The sequence below is a fragment of the Enterobacter sp. C4G1 genome, assembly GCF_052886895.1.
The window spans coordinates 274,473-291,360 of sequence record NZ_JBQVVV010000002.1; the positions used below are offsets into that span (position 1 = coordinate 274,473).

The 16,888-nt window shown below is 52.9% G+C and carries 18 protein-coding genes; 6 read left to right on the top strand and 12 right to left on the bottom strand.

Annotated features, from left to right (window positions below; genetic code table 11):
• Nucleotides 1–285, bottom strand: a complete 285-nt coding sequence (locus tag ACT9TW_RS15175) for a DUF1656 domain-containing protein (protein ID WP_395677902.1) — start codon at nucleotides 283–285, stop codon at nucleotides 1–3.
• A 139-nt stretch (nucleotides 286–424) separates the two neighbouring features.
• On the opposite strand from ACT9TW_RS15175, the gene slyA reads away from it, so the two are divergent.
• Nucleotides 425–865, top strand: a complete 441-nt coding sequence (gene slyA, locus ACT9TW_RS15180; protein ID WP_041162049.1) for a transcriptional regulator SlyA — start codon at nucleotides 425–427, stop codon at nucleotides 863–865.
• Nucleotides 866–901: 36 nt separating this feature from the next.
• Here the strand turns inward: slyA and ACT9TW_RS15185 are convergent, their stop codons facing one another.
• On the bottom strand, nucleotides 902–2,263 hold the full coding sequence (locus tag ACT9TW_RS15185; protein ID WP_446492894.1) for an MASE4 domain-containing protein: 1,362 nt from the start codon (nucleotides 2,261–2,263) through the stop codon (nucleotides 902–904).
• A 201-nt stretch (nucleotides 2,264–2,464) separates the two neighbouring features.
• Nucleotides 2,465–2,932, bottom strand: coding sequence for an outer membrane lipoprotein SlyB (slyB, locus tag ACT9TW_RS15190; RefSeq protein WP_182060780.1), 468 nt, complete (start codon nucleotides 2,930–2,932; stop codon nucleotides 2,465–2,467).
• Nucleotides 2,933–3,186: 254 nt separating this feature from the next.
• Between slyB and anmK the strand changes: the two genes are divergently transcribed.
• From anmK to pdxY, 5 genes are all read left to right on the top strand, one after another.
• Nucleotides 3,187–4,311 carry an anhydro-N-acetylmuramic acid kinase gene (gene anmK, locus ACT9TW_RS15195; protein WP_182060781.1) on the top strand — a complete coding sequence of 375 codons (1,125 nt, stop codon included), beginning with the start codon at nucleotides 3,187–3,189 and terminating at the stop codon, nucleotides 4,309–4,311.
• A gap of 94 nt (nucleotides 4,312–4,405) precedes the next feature.
• Nucleotides 4,406–4,729, top strand: coding sequence for a C-type lysozyme inhibitor (gene mliC, locus ACT9TW_RS15200; RefSeq protein ID WP_446492895.1), 324 nt, complete (start codon nucleotides 4,406–4,408; stop codon nucleotides 4,727–4,729).
• A 57-nt stretch (nucleotides 4,730–4,786) separates the two neighbouring features.
• Complete coding sequence (pdxH, locus tag ACT9TW_RS15205) at nucleotides 4,787–5,443, top strand: pyridoxamine 5'-phosphate oxidase (RefSeq protein ID WP_315688694.1); 657 nt, start codon at nucleotides 4,787–4,789, stop codon at nucleotides 5,441–5,443.
• A 124-nt stretch (nucleotides 5,444–5,567) separates the two neighbouring features.
• Nucleotides 5,568–6,842: a tyrosine--tRNA ligase gene (tyrS, locus tag ACT9TW_RS15210; RefSeq protein WP_446492896.1), complete on the top strand. Its 1,275-nt coding sequence runs from the start codon at nucleotides 5,568–5,570 to the stop codon at nucleotides 6,840–6,842.
• A gap of 66 nt (nucleotides 6,843–6,908) precedes the next feature.
• Nucleotides 6,909–7,769 carry a pyridoxal kinase PdxY gene (gene pdxY, locus ACT9TW_RS15215; protein WP_182060784.1) on the top strand — a complete coding sequence of 287 codons (861 nt, stop codon included), beginning with the start codon at nucleotides 6,909–6,911 and terminating at the stop codon, nucleotides 7,767–7,769.
• A gap of 90 nt (nucleotides 7,770–7,859) precedes the next feature.
• Here pdxY and gstA read toward each other — a convergent pair whose 3' ends face one another.
• The 9 genes from gstA to rsxA form a co-directional block, all read right to left on the bottom strand.
• On the bottom strand, nucleotides 7,860–8,465 hold the full coding sequence (gstA, locus tag ACT9TW_RS15220) for a glutathione transferase GstA (RefSeq protein WP_446492897.1): 606 nt from the start codon (nucleotides 8,463–8,465) through the stop codon (nucleotides 7,860–7,862).
• A 107-nt stretch (nucleotides 8,466–8,572) separates the two neighbouring features.
• Nucleotides 8,573–10,081: a dipeptide/tripeptide permease DtpA gene (dtpA, locus tag ACT9TW_RS15225; RefSeq protein WP_182060786.1), complete on the bottom strand. Its 1,509-nt coding sequence runs from the start codon at nucleotides 10,079–10,081 to the stop codon at nucleotides 8,573–8,575.
• A gap of 613 nt (nucleotides 10,082–10,694) precedes the next feature.
• Nucleotides 10,695–11,330 (bottom strand): endonuclease III, encoded by a 636-nt coding sequence (gene nth, locus ACT9TW_RS15230; RefSeq protein WP_014069985.1) that lies wholly within the window; start codon nucleotides 11,328–11,330, stop codon nucleotides 10,695–10,697.
• Complete coding sequence (locus ACT9TW_RS15235) at nucleotides 11,327–12,013, bottom strand: electron transport complex subunit E (protein ID WP_166716823.1); 687 nt, start codon at nucleotides 12,011–12,013, stop codon at nucleotides 11,327–11,329. Before ACT9TW_RS15235 ends, nth begins: the two co-directional genes overlap by 4 nt.
• Before the next feature lie 2 nt (nucleotides 12,014–12,015).
• A complete protein-coding gene (gene rsxG, locus ACT9TW_RS15240; RefSeq protein ID WP_315688416.1) occupies nucleotides 12,016–12,636 on the bottom strand; it encodes an electron transport complex subunit RsxG in 621 nt (206 codons plus the stop codon).
• A 9-nt stretch (nucleotides 12,637–12,645) separates the two neighbouring features.
• Entirely contained in the window at nucleotides 12,646–13,698 is a 1,053-nt protein-coding gene (gene rsxD / locus ACT9TW_RS15245; RefSeq protein WP_446492898.1) for an electron transport complex subunit RsxD, read from the bottom strand.
• Entirely contained in the window at nucleotides 13,699–15,723 is a 2,025-nt protein-coding gene (gene rsxC / locus ACT9TW_RS15250) for an electron transport complex subunit RsxC (RefSeq protein WP_446492899.1), read from the bottom strand.
• On the bottom strand, nucleotides 15,716–16,294 hold the full coding sequence (gene rsxB, locus ACT9TW_RS15255; protein ID WP_446492900.1) for an electron transport complex subunit RsxB: 579 nt from the start codon (nucleotides 16,292–16,294) through the stop codon (nucleotides 15,716–15,718). The genes rsxC and rsxB overlap by 8 nt, the downstream gene beginning before the upstream one ends.
• Nucleotides 16,294–16,875 (bottom strand): electron transport complex subunit RsxA, encoded by a 582-nt coding sequence (gene rsxA, locus ACT9TW_RS15260; RefSeq protein WP_008500564.1) that lies wholly within the window; start codon nucleotides 16,873–16,875, stop codon nucleotides 16,294–16,296. Before rsxA ends, rsxB begins: the two co-directional genes overlap by 1 nt.
• Between the last annotated feature and the right edge of the window lie 13 nt (nucleotides 16,876–16,888).

Genomic DNA, 16,888 nt, shown 5'->3' on the forward strand with positions numbered 1-16,888 from the left:
TCACCACACAATCAACACGGCAAGGCCAAGACATACGGAAAGGGCAAACAGGGAGAGATCCATCAGCATCGGGTGCCAGATTTCACCGGAATACATCCAGTCACGCAGCAGGCGGTGCGCGACGAGCCAAATCAAAAAGCCGACAAAAACGGCTTTAAAAAGAGGAGGGAAATAGACTGATGCACCGACTATCAAGTCCTGGAGGGGTAACCCCGCAGAGCTGTAAGAAAACTTCACGAGCAGAGATCCTTTGCAGTTGAAAGGGTGGCCACAATGGCCGGTCATTACACGATGAAGCGTCAGTATTCAGTGTAAATCATACTTTCAACATCGATGAATGCAGTATTGCATTTGTTTTGGCAATATAAATGCTGCACACTATTCTAAAATCAGTATAATAACTTAGCAAGCTAATTATAAGGAGATGAAATTGGAATCGCCATTAGGTTCTGATCTGGCAAGGTTGGTACGCGTCTGGCGTGCTCTGATTGACCATCGCCTGAAACCTCTGGAATTGACACAGACGCATTGGGTCACGCTGCATAACATTCATCAGCTGCCACCCGAACAGTCGCAAATTCAACTGGCCAAAGCGATAGGTATTGAGCAGCCGTCGTTGGTACGAACGCTCGATCAGCTGGAAGAAAAGGGGCTGATATCACGGCAGACCTGCGCCAGTGACCGTCGCGCCAAGCGGATTAAACTCACTGAAAAAGCAGCGCCAATCATTGATGAGATGGAAGCTGTGATCAGCAAAACGCGAGGGGAGATCCTGTCCGGGATATCTCCGGCGGAACTTGAAATGCTCATTAGTCTTATTGCTCGTCTTGAGCAGAACATCAGTGAGTTGCAGTCCCGCGACTGATAACATAAAAAAGCCTTGCATCAGCAAGGCTTTTTTTTACTGATAGACCACCACACGGTTACGTCCCGTCTCTTTTGCCTCATACATCGCTTTATCCGCGCTTTCCACACACTGCTCTGCGGTTATCTGTGAAGATGTCGCGGTAAACACCCCCATGCTGATGGTAATGGGCTCCGGAAGCTGTCCGTTACTGCTGCTCTTATCAAAGCTGCTTAAGTTGAGGCGAATACGCTCTGCCACCTGGCGTGCGGCATCGGAATCGGTATTGGCCAACATCAGGACGAACTCCTCACCGCCAATGCGTGCGGCGATATCCTGAGGGCGCACGGAATCCATCAGTAAATTGGCGACAAACTGCAATACCTTGTCGCCCTGTAGGTGGCCATAACAGTCGTTGATGCGTTTGAAACGATCGAGGTCACTGACGATAACGGAAACTGGTCGGGTCGCTTTCGCTGCCGCAAGGGACTGGTTTAACGCGTCATAAAAATAGCTGCGGTTATAGAGTCGGGTAAGCGGATCGCGAATCGAATTTTGATAGGACTGTTGGTACTTTAAATGTGAGTCACGATAGAGACTAAAGACATCATAAAGCAGAACCAGAATAATGAGTAAGGTTGCCGCAGTTTCAAATAAACGGGCGCGATACCAGACGATATCCTCCGCGTGTCCACCGAAAAACAACATGCACAGTGTCACGATGTAACAGACACATAAAAAATTACCACCAACCCAGAAAAGATTGCGCAAACGCGTAATAGCTAACAGCGTGATGAATGCCACCACCCATAAAATGATAAGCAGGATATTGATAAAATGGCTCCAGAGAACCATAAACTGCCGGGTTTCATTATCCACTAAATCAATCATCAATACTGATGAGTGACCGGAAAAAAGCCATGCCAGTAAAACCATACAGGCGGTGAATACAAAAATAGCGATAATAATACTGATATGCGCCAGTCGCGAAAAAGGGTAATCCCGGACCATATACAGTAGCGCAGCAAGGATAATCAACACCGCCATCAGGATATGACGAAACGTGAAGAAAATCATCGTGTCATTATAGTTAACGACGTCGAACTGGTAGAGGTCAAGCCAGGCAGGGAAGCTCGACAGCGTCCCTGTCATCATCAGCATCGACCCGGCGAAGGCGAAGGCGATGGCGACCAAATACAAGCGTCTGCGATCGCACCAGTATTTTATCGACATAAAACAAGCAATAAACAGATGAAACACGAGTAAAAATATGGTGAGCGTGGGGAATAATAAGGGTGAAAACGACGGGACTAACTCGACCAGTTTTAAAAATGAACCCTGTAATATCCCAATGACAATTATGCAGCCAAAGAAGAAAGCGATATAGCGGTTCTTTATGTAACGTTCAATCGTGTTCATACGTTTTTGTTAACAAAAATATAATAGTTTATTAAAGAGGTGTGAGTCTGCTTAGTTTAACAACGTCATGAACAAATACTTTGCGCAGGAGCAATATAAGAAGGGGAAATTAATTAGCGGGAAAAGTATTTTGTAAATATATATATTTAAATGATGAATATTGTAAAAGGATGCAGCCAGTTGGCCGCATCCTCTTTGGTATTAACGCGGGGAAACGGTAACCTGGCTACCGTTGCTGGCCAAAACAACACGCTGACCGGCTGCAAAGTGGGTGCTACCCTGTTTTTGCACAACCATAATGGTGTTGCCGTCGTCCTTACGGATTTCCAGTTCAACACCCTGAGTTTTGTTCATCGCACCCTGGACGCCCTGGCCTGCGACACCACCGGCTACGGCACCTGCTGCGGTTGCCAGAGAACGACCCGTACCGCCGCCTACGGTGTTACCCAGGAAGCCACCCAGTACTGCACCGCCGATTGCGCCTACAACATTGTTGTTATCGCCGCCCTGAATTTGTACAGGACGTGCATTAACGATAGTACCGTAAGTCACGTTCTGAACTTGTTTAGCCTCAGACGCGCTATAAACGTCACCGGAAAGGGAATCGTTATTCACACAACCCGCAAGCGTCAATCCAATCAGCGAAACGCCCAGTACACGTAAAATCATTTGAATCTCCTGTTCACCAAAAACGCCCAGTGAGGGCATCCGTTATGGCTAAATTATATGGCATAAGAGGCCATAGTTCATATCTTTGCACTAACAATAGGAAAATTGTACTTGAATTTGGCTTAACGAGGCATAAACAAGAAGCCCCCCGGTTACGTGTCTGACATTGTTAAATAATATTATCGCTGCATAGCAAAGCGACGCCGTTTATGGTGGAGTGTGGGAAACTCGCTCACGAAACGTAAGGAAAGCGCATGAAATCGGGTCGCTACATTGGTGTGATGTCAGGTACCAGTCTTGATGGTGTCGATGTTGTTCTGGCTGCCATAGATGAAAACATGGTGGCACAGCAGGCGAGTCTGACATGGCCGATCCCTGTTTCGCTGAAAGAGGCTATCCTGGGCATCTGTCAGGGCCAGCAGTTGACGCTGTCACAGCTTGGTCAGCTTGATGTGCGTCTGGGCGCGCTCTTTGGCGATGCGATACTGGCTTTGATGCAAAAAGAGAAGCTGCAACCGCAGGATGTGGTGGCTATCGGCTGTCACGGGCAAACGGTCTGGCATGAACCCACCGGCGACGCGCCGCACACGATGCAGATTGGCGATAACAACCAGATTGTCGCCAGGACCGGTGTGACCGTCGTGGGCGATTTTCGCCGTCGGGATATCGCGCTGGGTGGTCAGGGCGCACCGTTGGTTCCCGCATTTCACCAGGCCTTGCTGGCGCACCCAACAGAACGCCGGATGGTGCTCAACATCGGCGGCATCGCCAACCTGTCAATGCTAATCCCGGGCCAGCCTGTGCGTGGCTATGATACCGGGCCGGGTAATATGCTGATGGATGCCTGGATCTGGCGTCAGTACGGAAAACCTTACGACAAAGACGCCCAGTGGGCCTGTGAAGGAAAAGTGATTATTCCTCTTTTACAGTCCATGCTGAGCGACCCATATTTTGCAGCGCCTGCACCAAAAAGCACCGGGCGAGAGTATTTCAACTATGGCTGGCTTGAACGTCAGCTTATGCCATTCCCCGCACTTTCCCCAAAAGATGTACAGGCAACGCTTGCGGAACTGACGGCCACCTCGATTTCCGAACAGGTTCTCCTCAGCGGCGGATGTGAACGCCTGCTGGTGTGTGGCGGTGGCAGCCGCAACCCGCTGGTGATGGCGCGTCTGGCCGGGCTACTGCCAGGCACTGAAGTCACGACGACGGACGATGCCGGGATCAGCGGTGATGATATGGAAGCGCTGGCCTTTGCATGGCTAGCCTGGCGCACCATCGCCGGGTTACCGGGAAATCTCCCTTCGGTAACCGGTGCGCGTGAAGCGAGCGTGCTTGGCGCTATTTTCCCGGCAAATCCACGTCATAATCAGAGTTAACTGAAATTCAGCACTGCGTGTAGCCGTTAAAATGGAAAGAAAACAGGAGGGCAGCAATGTCCTCCAGGACCAGGATAGTCTTCGGAATACGCCCATGAAAAAACTTCTTCTTATTGCTGTGCCTCTACTGCTGTCAGGGTGCAGCGTCTATAACCAGTTCGTTGAACGTATGCAGACCGATACCCTGGAGTATCGTTGCGACGAAAAAACGCTGACCGTGAAGATCAACAACCCCCGTCAGGAAGCCAGCTTTGTATTTGACAACAAACTGCTGAATCTGAAGCAGGGCATGTCTGCATCAGGTGCGCGTTATACCGATGGCATTTATGTTTTCTGGTCTAAAGGCGATGAAGCAACGGTCTATAAACGTGACCGCATTGTGCTGAACAATTGCCAGCTACAAAATCCGAAGCGTTGAGATTTTTACAGGGGCGGCGCACAATAGCGCCACCTAATGTCAATTTCAGCTAACGCCATGTCAGATAACGACGAATTGCAGCAAATTGCGCATCTGCGCCGTGAATACACCAAAGGCGGCCTGCGTCGCCAGGATCTTCCCGCTGAACCCCTGGTGCTTTTTGAACGCTGGCTGAAACAGGCCTGTGAAGCAAAACTTGCCGACCCGACCGCAATGGTTGTTGCCACGGTTGATGAGACCGGGCAGCCGTATCAGCGCATCGTGCTGCTGAAGCATTACGATGAGAAAGGGCTGGTGTTTTATACCAACCTGGGCAGCCGTAAAGCACACCAGATTGAAAACAACCCACGCGTGAGCCTGCTGTTCCCGTGGCATATGCTGGAACGTCAGGTCATGGTTACAGGGAAGGCCGAGCGTCTTTCCACCCTGGATGTGCTGAAATATTTCCACAGCCGCCCGCGTGACAGCCAGATTGGTGCCTGGGTCTCTAAACAGTCCAGTCGAATCTCTGCCCGCGGTGTACTTGAAAGCAAATTCCTCGAGTTAAAACAAAAGTTCCAGCAGGGTGAAGTCCCGTTGCCGAGTTTCTGGGGCGGATTCCGCATCCCAATCGAGCAAATGGAGTTCTGGCAGGGCGGCGAACATCGCCTTCACGACCGCTTTTTATACCAGCGCGAGAATGGTGGCTGGAAAATCGACAGACTGGCGCCGTAATCCCCGAAATTGTTGTTTTAAGCGCTAGCGCTACGTGCGACAGCGCTTTATTCTATGTACCTTTCGCATCAGGCGAAAAGTCGTGTACCGGCAAAGGTGCAGTCGTTTATACATGGAGAATTTGATGGCAAGCAGTAACTTGATTAAACAATTGCAAGAGCGGGGCCTTGTGGCCCAGGTGACGGACGAGGAAGCGTTAGCAGAGCGACTGGCGCAAGGCCCGATCGCGCTCTATTGCGGCTTCGATCCCACCGCTGACAGCTTGCATTTGGGGCATCTTGTTCCATTGTTATGCCTGAAACGCTTCCAGATGGCGGGCCATAAGCCTGTTGCACTGGTTGGCGGCGCGACCGGTCTGATTGGTGACCCGAGCTTCAAAGCCGCTGAGCGTAAACTGAACACCGAAGACACCGTGCAGGAGTGGGTGGACAAGATCCGCAAACAGGTTGCGCCTTTCCTCGACTTCAACTGTGGCGAAAACGCTGCAATTGCCGCGAACAACTATGACTGGTTTGGCGGCATGAACGTGCTGACTTTCCTGCGTGACATCGGTAAACACTTCTCTGTTAACCAGATGATCAATAAAGAAGCCGTGAAGCAGCGTCTGAACCGTGACGATCAGGGCATCTCTTTCACCGAGTTCTCTTACAACCTGCTGCAAGGTTATGACTTCGCCTGCCTGAACAAACTGCACGGCGTGTCCCTGCAAATTGGCGGTTCTGACCAGTGGGGTAACATCACCTCTGGTATCGATCTGACCCGTCGTCTGCATCAGAACCAGGTGTTCGGCCTGACGGTTCCACTGATCACCAAAGCCGATGGCACCAAGTTTGGTAAAACTGAGGGTGGCGCAATCTGGCTCGATCCGAAGAAAACCAGCCCGTATAAGTTCTACCAGTTCTGGATCAATACCGCAGATGCTGACGTCTACCGCTTCCTGAAATTCTTCACCTTTATGGACATTGAAGCCATCAATGCGCTGGAAGAAGAAGACAAAAACAGTGGTACAGCACCTCGTGCGCAGTATGTTCTGGCTGATGAAGTGACCAAACTGGTTCACGGTGAAGAAGGCCTGGCTGCGGCAAAACGCATTACCGCAAGCCTGTTTAACGGTACGCTGAGCGATTTAAGCGAAGCGGACTTCGAACAGCTGGCGCAGGATGGCGTGCCGATGGTTGAGATGGAAAAAGGCGCAGACCTGATGCAGGCGCTGGTGGATTCTGAGCTGCAACCGTCCCGCGGTCAGGCTCGTAAGACCATTGCCTCTAACGCCATTACCATCAACGGTGAAAAACAGACCGATCCTGAATACACCTTTGTTGACAGCGATCGTCTGTATGGCCGCTACTCGCTGTTGCGTCGCGGTAAGAAGAATTACTGTCTGGTGTGCTGGAAGTAATCAAAAGTATGCAGGGGCGTGGGAAACCACGCCCCTTTGTTTTTTCAGGGTTGTGGTAAGCAAAAAATGAAGAATATCCTCGCCATTCAGTCCCATGTTGTATTCGGACATGCTGGCAACAGCGCAGCGGAATTCCCGATGCGTCGCCTTGGTGCCAATGTCTGGCCGCTTAATACCGTTCAATTCTCTAACCATACCCAGTACGGGAAATGGACCGGCTGCGTGATGCCGCCTTCGCATCTCACGGAGATTGTGCAGGGCATCGCTGATATCGACCAGCTCAAACGCTGTGACGCGGTGTTGAGCGGTTATCTGGGCTCAGCAGAGCAGGGCGAACATATTCTTGGTATCGTGCGTCAGGTGAAGGCGGCGAACCCTGCGGCGAAATTCTTCTGCGATCCGGTAATGGGGCACCCTGAGAAGGGCTGCATCGTGGCGCCTGGCGTGGCTGAGTTTCACGTACGACACGCGCTCCCCGCGAGCGACATCATTGCACCAAACCTGATTGAGCTGGAGATCCTTTGCGAGCATCCTGTGAACAGCGTAGAAGAGGCTGTGAGCGCCTCTCGCGAGCTGATTGCGCAAGGACCTGAAATTGTACTGGTGAAGCACCTGGCCCGCGCAGGGCTGAGCCGTGACCGTTTTGAGATGCTACTGGTGACGAAAGACGAAGCCTGGCATATTAGCCGTCCACTGGTTGATTTTGGCGTGCGTCAGCCGGTTGGGGTTGGCGATGTGACCAGCGGCCTGCTGTTGGTGAAATTGCTGCAAGGCGCAACGCTTCGCGATGCCCTGGAGCATGTAACTGCCGCGGTGTATGAAATTATGACGGCGACGAAAAATATGCAGGAGTATGAGTTGCAGGTGGTTGCGGCACAGGATCGTATCGCGAAGCCGGAGCACTATTTCAGCGCAACGCAGCTTTAGACACCGCCCGGCGGCGCTACGCTTGCACGGGCCTACGGAATTTGTAGGCCGGGTAAGCGTCAGCGCCACCCGGCAACACAGGCCGTTCGGTTAATTCAAACCTTCCGCTTTTAGCGCCGCAGCGACCGCAGGGCGCGCCGCCATCCGCTCCATATACGATGCAATATGCTCTAACCCTTCCAGGTTCAGCTTAACCGCACGCGCCCAGCGCAGGACGGTAAACAGATAGGCATCTGCAATGGTGAAACGCGGGCCACAAATCCACTGATCGTCTTTCAGCGACTCATTAATGTACTGAAGTTTTTTCTCCAGCAGGGCACGCACGGTAGGTTTGTACTCTTCCGGTGTGTCCGGGCGGAACAGCGGCGTAAAGCCTTTGTGCAGCTCGGTCGCGATATAGTTCATCCACTCCAGCGTCTTATAACGAGAGATACTGCCGGTCGGTGCCAGCAGCTGGCGATCAGGGACGTTATCCGCCAGGAACTGCATAATGGCAACGCCTTCCGTCAGCAGTGTACCGTCATCCAGCAGCAGCGCCGGAACTTGTCCCTTCGGGTTAATAGCAAAGAAATCATCGCCGTTTTCCAGGCGTTTTTTCATCAGGTCAACGCCGTCCAGCGTGAAATCTTTGCCGCTCTCGCGCAGGGTAATATGGGAAGCAAGAGAGCAGGCGCCCGGTTTGTAGAACAGTTTCATCGGTAACTCCTTTTTGCTGAGGTTTCAGCTATGTTAGTGCGCGAACGAATAAAAAAAAGCCGCTAACACAAAGTTAACGGCTTCTGTTCAGTCGTTCCCCGATGACATTATGCTGTTGCGGTTTCGGTCGCTTTAGCAGTTTTGTCGTCGTCCTGAGTCATACGATTCAGTTTAGGCGCAGTCAGCAGCATCAGCACGGCGATAACTGCGGTGGCAATACCAATCTGCATGAAGACCGTACCGTAGACGTTCAGAGAAACCAGCGGATCGGTCACGTTCTCTGGAACGGCCATCAGGTTAGCAATCTTACCGGCGATAATCGCTGCACCGGCAGTGGTCAGGAACCAGCTACCCATGATGAAGCCCATCAGACGCTGTGGGACCAGCTGAGCAACCATCGCCAGACCCAGACCGGAGATCATCAGTTCACCAATAGACTGGAGAGCATAGCTCAGGATCAGCCAGTTAACGGAGACGATACCTGCATCGGTCGCAAATTTGGTACCCAGTGGCAGTACCAGGAACGCGCCAGAGCACAGCACCATACCAATCGCGAACTTGTGCGGCATTGGCAGACGGTCACCCATCTTGTTATAGATAGCGGCCAGAATCGGGCTACCAATCATGATCCAGAATGGGTTCAGGGCCTGATACTGCTCCGGCTCGAACGCGATACCCAGAATGGAGTGCTCAACGTTACGGATAGCGAAGAAGTTCAGAGAAGTTGGCATCTGGCTGTACAGCACGAAGAAGATAATCGCTTCCAGCATCAGGATGAACGCAACAATCATCTTACGGCGAGCAGCGCCCTGCATGGCGAACGCTTCTTTCGCGAAGATGCAGACGATACCCAGTGCAACCACGCCCAGCACAGCACGTGCCACGCCCTGGTTGTGCAGCAGCCAGGTGGCGATTGCCGCGAGGATCACAACACCCACGATGGTTGCCAGCAGCTTGCCCACATGCACAGGTTCGAAGTCTGGTTTTGAACCGTAGTCTTTAACCCACTTCTTGCAGAAGGCGAAGTTAACAACGGTGATCAGCATCCCGACAACAGACAGGGAGAACGCAACGCTCCAGCCGAATTTCGCGGCCAGCCATGGCGTTGCCAGCATAGAGAAGAAGGAACCGATGTTCACGGACATGTAGTACATGGTGAATGCACCGTCCAGACGCGGGTCATCTTTGTTGTAGCAGGTAGAGAGCAGGGAAGACGGGTTCGCTTTGAACAAACCGTTACCTACTGCGATGGTCGCCATACCCATGTAGACCACAGCCGCATCGTGACCGGACCATGCAACCAGTGCATAACCTACTGCCAGGACGATTGCGCCCAGCATGATGACACGTTTGGTACCCAGAACTTTATCACCCAGCCAGCCGCCGATAGCGACCAGACCGTACACCAGAGCACTGAATGAAGAGAACAGCGTGATGGAATCCGCTTCGGACATACCCAGTTGCTTAACCAGGTAAACCGCCATGATCCCTTGCAGGCCGTAGTAACCAAAACGCTCCCATAACTCGATAGAGAAGATGAGATAGAACGCTTTAGGTTGTTTGAAAGCGTTAAGACTTATGCTCTCATCTGTTGGTTTATTGTTTGCAGTAGACACATATACCTCTTTTTTTACATCCCATATTAACGGGGGTGTTCATAGCGTGATGGCCGTAGTCCATCCGCCTTATAGTTATATTGGGAGGGGAAACGGCGGGTAATGTTCACTATCCTGACCTATCTGGCAATACGTTTGTAATAATCTGTTACATATAACTGATGCGGCATAATACTCGGTTCATTCAAATGTTATTCAGCGTTAAATTTCATTGGTTAAGGATTGTTGGTTTTTTTCACTGCCACAAACCCCAAAAAGACCGTATTTGGCAATATGTTCTGCTATTTGACCTTACTGGCAGTGATATAGCCCATATTCTGAAAAATGACTGGTCTTATCTGCGGTAAAGGATCGGTTAAATATTGTCTGGCAAAGGGTTTACACAGCTTTTCACAACAAAAAACCAACATGGAGTTATCAGAGTGATCTCGATCACAGATGTATAGAAATTTTTGGTGATGAAAAAACAATTAACCTGTTTGAGTGTTAAATGACCGAACAATCGACAGGGTTAAGGATGGCTAATGCGGACAATAAGTGGCCGAAAGGAAGGTTCACAGTAAGGCCTTCCTTTCATAACGATTTGATATGAGGTCAGAAAGAGAAAAAGGGGTCAGGGATACACTTTTTCTTTAAATTCGCAGAGGTCTTCAATGATGCAGGAGCCGCAGCGCGGTTTGCGCGCAATACAGGTATAACGTCCGTGAAGGATAAGCCAGTGGTGGCAATCAACCTTAAATTCGGCGGGAACCACTTTGAGCAGTTTCTCTTCAACCTGCTCGACATTTTTACCGGGGGCGAAGTTGGTGCGGTTAGAAACACGGAAGATATGGGTATCGACAGCAATCGTTGGCCAGCCAAATGCCGTGTTAAGCACAACGTTCGCAGTTTTCCGGCCTACACCGGGTAACGCCTCGAGCGCCGCGCGATCTTCTGGCACCTCGCCACCGTGTTGTTCAAGCAAAATTCGGCAGGTCTTAATGACGTTCTCGGCCTTGCTGTTGAACAAACCGATAGTCTTGATATAGGACTTAACACCTTCTACACCGAGCTCCAGCATCGCCTGCGGCGTGTTGGCGACCGGGTAGAGCAGGGCAGTGGCTTTATTGACGCTCACGTCCGTAGCCTGTGCTGAGAGCAGCACGGCAATCAGCAGCTCAAACGGCGAGTTAAAGTTCAGCTCTGTAGTCGGATGAGGGTTTTCATCCCGCAACCGCGTCAGGATCGCAATGCGTTTCTCTTTGTTCATGAGGCTTTCTCGGGTATCCCTTCCTGCACGCTGCGCTCAGCGGCGCGGCGTTTACGTTTCTCATCAATGAGATATTTTATCGCCAGCATCATGCCAAGGCCAATAAATGCGCCAGGCGGCAGCATGGCCAACAGGAACGGTGTATCCGTATGGAACACCTCGATGCGCAATGCTTTTGCCCAGCCACCCAGCAGGGCATCTGCGCCGTCAAACAGCGTGCCGTTCCCCAGAATTTCGCGGATGGAACCGAGGACAAACATGGCGCAGGTTGCGCCCATACCGATGGAAAAACCATCCAGCGCAGACATCGCAGGGCTGTTTTTCACCGCGAAGGCTTCAGCACGCCCAACCACAATACAGTTGGTTACGATAAGCGGAATGAAGATCCCGAGCGACTGGTACAGACCAAACGCGTAGGCGTTAATCAGCATCTGCACGATACTCACCACCGAGGCGATGATCATCACGTAAATCGGAATGCGGATTTCCGATGGTGTCCAGCGGCGAAGTGCAGAGATGGACAGGTTGGTCAGGGTAAGCACCAGCGTTGTCGCAAGGCCCAGCCCGAGTGCGTTGGTTGCGGTCGATGTAACCGCCAGCAGCGGACACATCCCCAGTAATTGCACCAGTGCAGAGTTGTTCTTCCACAGCCCCTGGACAATAACCTCTTTAACCTGGCTCATGATTACTCCTCACAGGCCGGAAGATTGTTGATCTGCGCGGGCAGCGTTTCGGCATACAGCCCGGCACGTTTTACGGCGTTGACCACCGCACGTGGGGTGATGGTGGCGCCGGTAAACTGGTCGAATTCACCGCCATCTTTCTTCACCGCAAAGGCGGTATCATCTTCACCATGGATCACTTTGCCTGCGAAATGTAAAATCCAGTTGCTTAAGCGCAGCTCAATTTTGTCACCAAGACCCGGTGTTTCGTGGTGCTGAGTCACACGCGTACCCAGCACTGTACCGGAAAAATCAGTGCCGACCAGCAGCTGTATTGCCCCTGAGTAACCGTCTGGCGCGGTGGCTTCCATCACGGCACCGACGGCTTTATCCCCTTTACGGGCAATAAAAATTCGGTGCGGGCCTTTCCCTAACGGAGCAGCCTGAACGACAAAACAGCTTTTTTGCAGGTCATTGTCGTAGAAATCCGCCGGGATAACCTGGTCGAACAGGGCCTTCTGTTGCTTCGTCGCCTGTTCTTCAATGGTCGTTTTGGTCATCGCATTCACCAGCGCCGTCAGCCCGGTCAGCACCGCAGCGAAGATGGCCAGCGTGACGCCGTGTTTTTGCATCGTTTTCAGCATAGCAGGCTCCTAGCGGTGGCCGTACACGCGGGGACGCGTGTAGTAGTCGATAAGCGGAACGGTGATGTTGGCGAGCAGTACAGCAAACGCCACGCCATCAGGATAGCCGCCAAAGCTGCGGATAAGCCACACCAGCAACCCCGCCAGAGCGCCGAAGATCAAACGGCCACGGTTGGTGGTCGATGCGGTCACCGGGTCGGTCAAAATAAAGAATGCGCCCAGCATGGTCGCACCCGAGAGCAGGTGCATCTGCGGGCTGGCCAGGGATTCAGGAGAAAACACCCAGCCCAGGGTCGAGCAGACGGCGAGCGTCACCAGGAAACTGACCGGAATATGCCAGCGAATCGCCTTCTGCCACAGCAGGAACACGCCACCCAGCAGATATGCCAGATTCACCCATTGCCAGCCTGCACCGGCGAGTACGCCGCTGTAGATGGCCGATTTCATGATCTGCTCAACGCTATGCCCGGCATGAAGTGAGGTTTTAAACGTATCAAGTGGGGTCGCCTGGCTGATGCCATCCACACCCAAGCGCAGCGCGTTCATATCCGCACCCATCGCCGTGTGGCCGGTAAAAATAACGTGGAGCGCATCCATAAAGCCAGGCACGGTGGCAGCAATTTCATGCGGTGGCAGCCAGCTGGTCATCTGCACCGGGAAAGAGATAAGCAACACCACATAGCCGATCATCGCCGGGTTAAACGGGTTATGCCCCAGACCGCCATAAAGCTGTTTTGCGATAATGACGGCAAATACGGTGCCCAGCACCACCATCCACCACGGAGCGAAAGGCGGGATACTGATGGCCAGCAGCAGGCCAGTCAAAAGCGCGGAGTTGTCGCTGAGGATGCGGGTAACATCCATCTTACGTAGCGTCAGCACAAGTGCTTCAGCTGCAAAAGCGGTAGCACAACCCAGGACTAACTGGAAAAGGGTTCCCCAGCCGAAAAACCAAAACTGCACGGCGATGCCCGGCAGGGCCGCCAGGCAGACCAGCATCATAATGCGCGAAGTCTGGCGCTGGTTATGGGTGTAAGGGGAACTTGCGATTCTGAAAACCATTTAATCCTCGTTAACTGCTTGCTGCGCGGCTTTCTTTGCCTGAACGCGCGCAATCGCTGCTGCGACTGCGGCTTTGCGTGGATCGTCGTTTGCGGCCAGAGGCTGCTCTTCCTGCTGTGCCGCTTTACGGGCTTTGGCCCGGGCAATAGCGGCTTCAACTGCGGCTTTGCGTGGATCAACCGGTGCTTCTGGTGCCACTACAGCGTCCTGTTGTTCAGCTTTGCGCGCTTTGGCACGGGCAATGGCGGCTTCAACAGCGGCTTTTCGCGGGTCAACGGGCGCTTCTGGCACCGCCACAACGTCCTGTTGTACTGCTTTGCGTGCTTTTGCCCGGGCAATGGCTGCTTCGACGGCCGCTTTGCGTGGGTCAACTGCTGTTTCCGGCTGTGCGTTTTGCGCTTTTTCCGCCTGACGAGCACGGGCTTCTGCCTTGCGTGCTTCACGCACGGCAATCGCTTCACTGTTATCCGGTTTTGCTCCCGCCGGGATCACCACCGGCTGGGCAGCCGAGGCTTTTTTCTCACGAACGCGCGCCAGAGCGGCATTGATCGCATCCTGATCTTTCTCAGCGGGTTGCACGGCCGCTTGTTTATGGCGCTCCTGGCGAGCCGCTTTCTCACGCTCAAGACGTGCCTGACGTGCTTCAAAACGGGCTTTTGCTTCGGCGGCACGTTTCTCTTCCATCGAGATGGCGTAAATTTCGGCCTTCTCCTGGCGGAAATACTGTACCAATGGGATATTGCTCGGGCACACCCAGGCACAGGCGCCACATTCTATGCAGTCGGCAAGATTGTGTGCTGTGGCTTTATCGTGCAGCTGGCCTTTGCTGTACCAGTACAGCTGCTGGGGAAGAAGATCTGCCGGGCAGGCGTCAGCACAGGCGCTACAGCGAATACAGCCTTTTTCTTCCTGCTCTTCACCCATCTCTGTGGCAGAAGGGGCGAGCAGGCAGTTAGTAATTTTAACGACCGGGACATCCAGCCACGGCAGAGTAAAGCCCATCAGCGGGCCGCCCATAATCACCATCTGTTCACTGCCGCAACAAAAAACGGCCTGTTCCAGCAGGTGACGCACCGGTGTCCCTAAACGCGCCCAGACGTTCCCCGGGCGAGAAACCGATTCACCGGTCAGGGTGACAACACGTTCGGTCAGCGGCTCGCCGTCAACAACCGCACGTTTTACCGCATAGGCGGTGCCCACGTTTTGCATCAGCACGCCAATATCGGACGAACGCCCGCCGTGCGGAACCTGTTTGCCGGTCAAAATTTGCGTCAGCTGCTTTGCGCCACCGGAAGGGTACTTGGTTGGGATAACGCGCAAACCAATGTCGTGGCTGCCTGCCAGCACCGCACGCAGCATGGAAATCGCCTGCGGTTTGTTATCTTCTATGCCGATCAGCACTTCGCGTGGTTGCAGAATGTGCGCGAGGATACGAATACCTTCCACGACCTGTGCCGCGCAATCCTGCATCAGACGGTCATCCGCGGTAATATAAGGTTCGCATTCCGCAGCGTTGATAATTAAGGTCTGGATTTTGTCGCCACCGCCACGCAGTTTGCTTCCCGTCGGGAAGCCTGCGCCGCCAAGACCGGCCACGCCAAACTGATGAATACGTTCAATGAGCGCGTCGCGGCTATGGGCAGTGTAGTCGCTCCAGCCATCGCGATCGATCCAGCGGTCTTCGCCGTCAGCGTCAATAATGACACTCAGCTCAGAGAGTGCAGAAGGATGCGCAACGGTGTGCGGTGCAATCGACACCACTTTACCGGACGTCGGCGCGTGAACAGGCAGCATACGTCCGCGACCAAAGGTCAGCGGCTGGCCACGCAGCACGATATCGCCTTCTTTCACACACAGCTCACCCTCAGCGCCAATATGCTGTTTTAGTGGCATAACGTAGCGGGTCGCCAGCGGAATTTGACGCAGCGGGGTGCCGTTAGACTGGGTTTTCATTTCTGGCGGATGAATGCCGCCATCAAAGTCCCAAATCTTCTCTTTTCTGAAAGCAGAAAATAACTTAAGCATGTTGTTCCACAGGAATGATGCGAACCGGAATGGTCTGAAGATCCCACTTCCAGCTATCGGTAGTCGTTTCGACCGGACGTAACTCGATACATTGCGTCGGGCAAGGCGCGACGCAGAGGTTACAGCCGGTGCACAAATCCGCCACAACGGTGTGCATAGCGCGGGTTGCGCCGACAATGGCGTCGACAGGACACGCCTGAATACATTTGGTGCAGCCAATACAGTTTGCTTCGTCGATAACAGCCAATACGCGAGCGGGCTCCTGCACATCTGCATCGCCATCAGCAGGCTGCGGATCAACGTTAAGCAGCGCGGCGATTTTCAGCATTACCGCTTCGCCACCTGGCGCACAACGGTTGATTTTCTCACCCTGCACACCAACAGCCTCTGCATAAGGGCGGCAGCCAGGATAGCCGCACTGCCCACACTGACTTTGCGGCAGAAGCTCATCAATTTTTTCAACAACCGGATCGTCCTCAACCGCAAAGCGGCGGGAGGCATAACCCAGAATGACGCCAAACACTAATCCCAGCACGCTGATAGATGCGATGGCAATCCAGATAGCATTCATTACAACTTCACCAGACCACTAAAGCCCATAAAGGCCAGAGACATTAAACCTGCGGTAACCAGCGCAATGGCATTTCCGCGAAACGGCGCAGGGATATCCGCTGCCGCCAGGCGCTCACGAATAGAGGCAAACAGCACCATGACCAGAGAGAAACCGACTGCTGCGGAGAAACCATACAGTGCCGATTGCATGAAATTATGCCCGAGGTTGATGTTCAGCAATGCCACGCCCAGTACGGCGCAGTTGGTGGTAATGAGCGGCAGGAAGATGCCCAGCAGGCGATAAAGCGCCGGGCTGGTCTTACGCACCACCATTTCGGTAAATTGCACCACCACCGCGATAACCAGGATAAAGGCCAGCGTACGCAGATAGGTTAAACCCAGCGGGATGAGTATCCAGGTATCAATCCACCAGGCGCAAATAGACGCCAGCGTCATGACGAAGGTTGTCGCCAGCCCCATGCCCATTGCTGTTTCCAGTTTTTTGGACACACCCATAAACGGGCATAGGCCAAGGAACTTCACCAGTACGAAGTTGTTAACCAGCACAGTTCCGACAAAGAGCAGTAAGTAATCGGTCATTATTCAGCCTGAA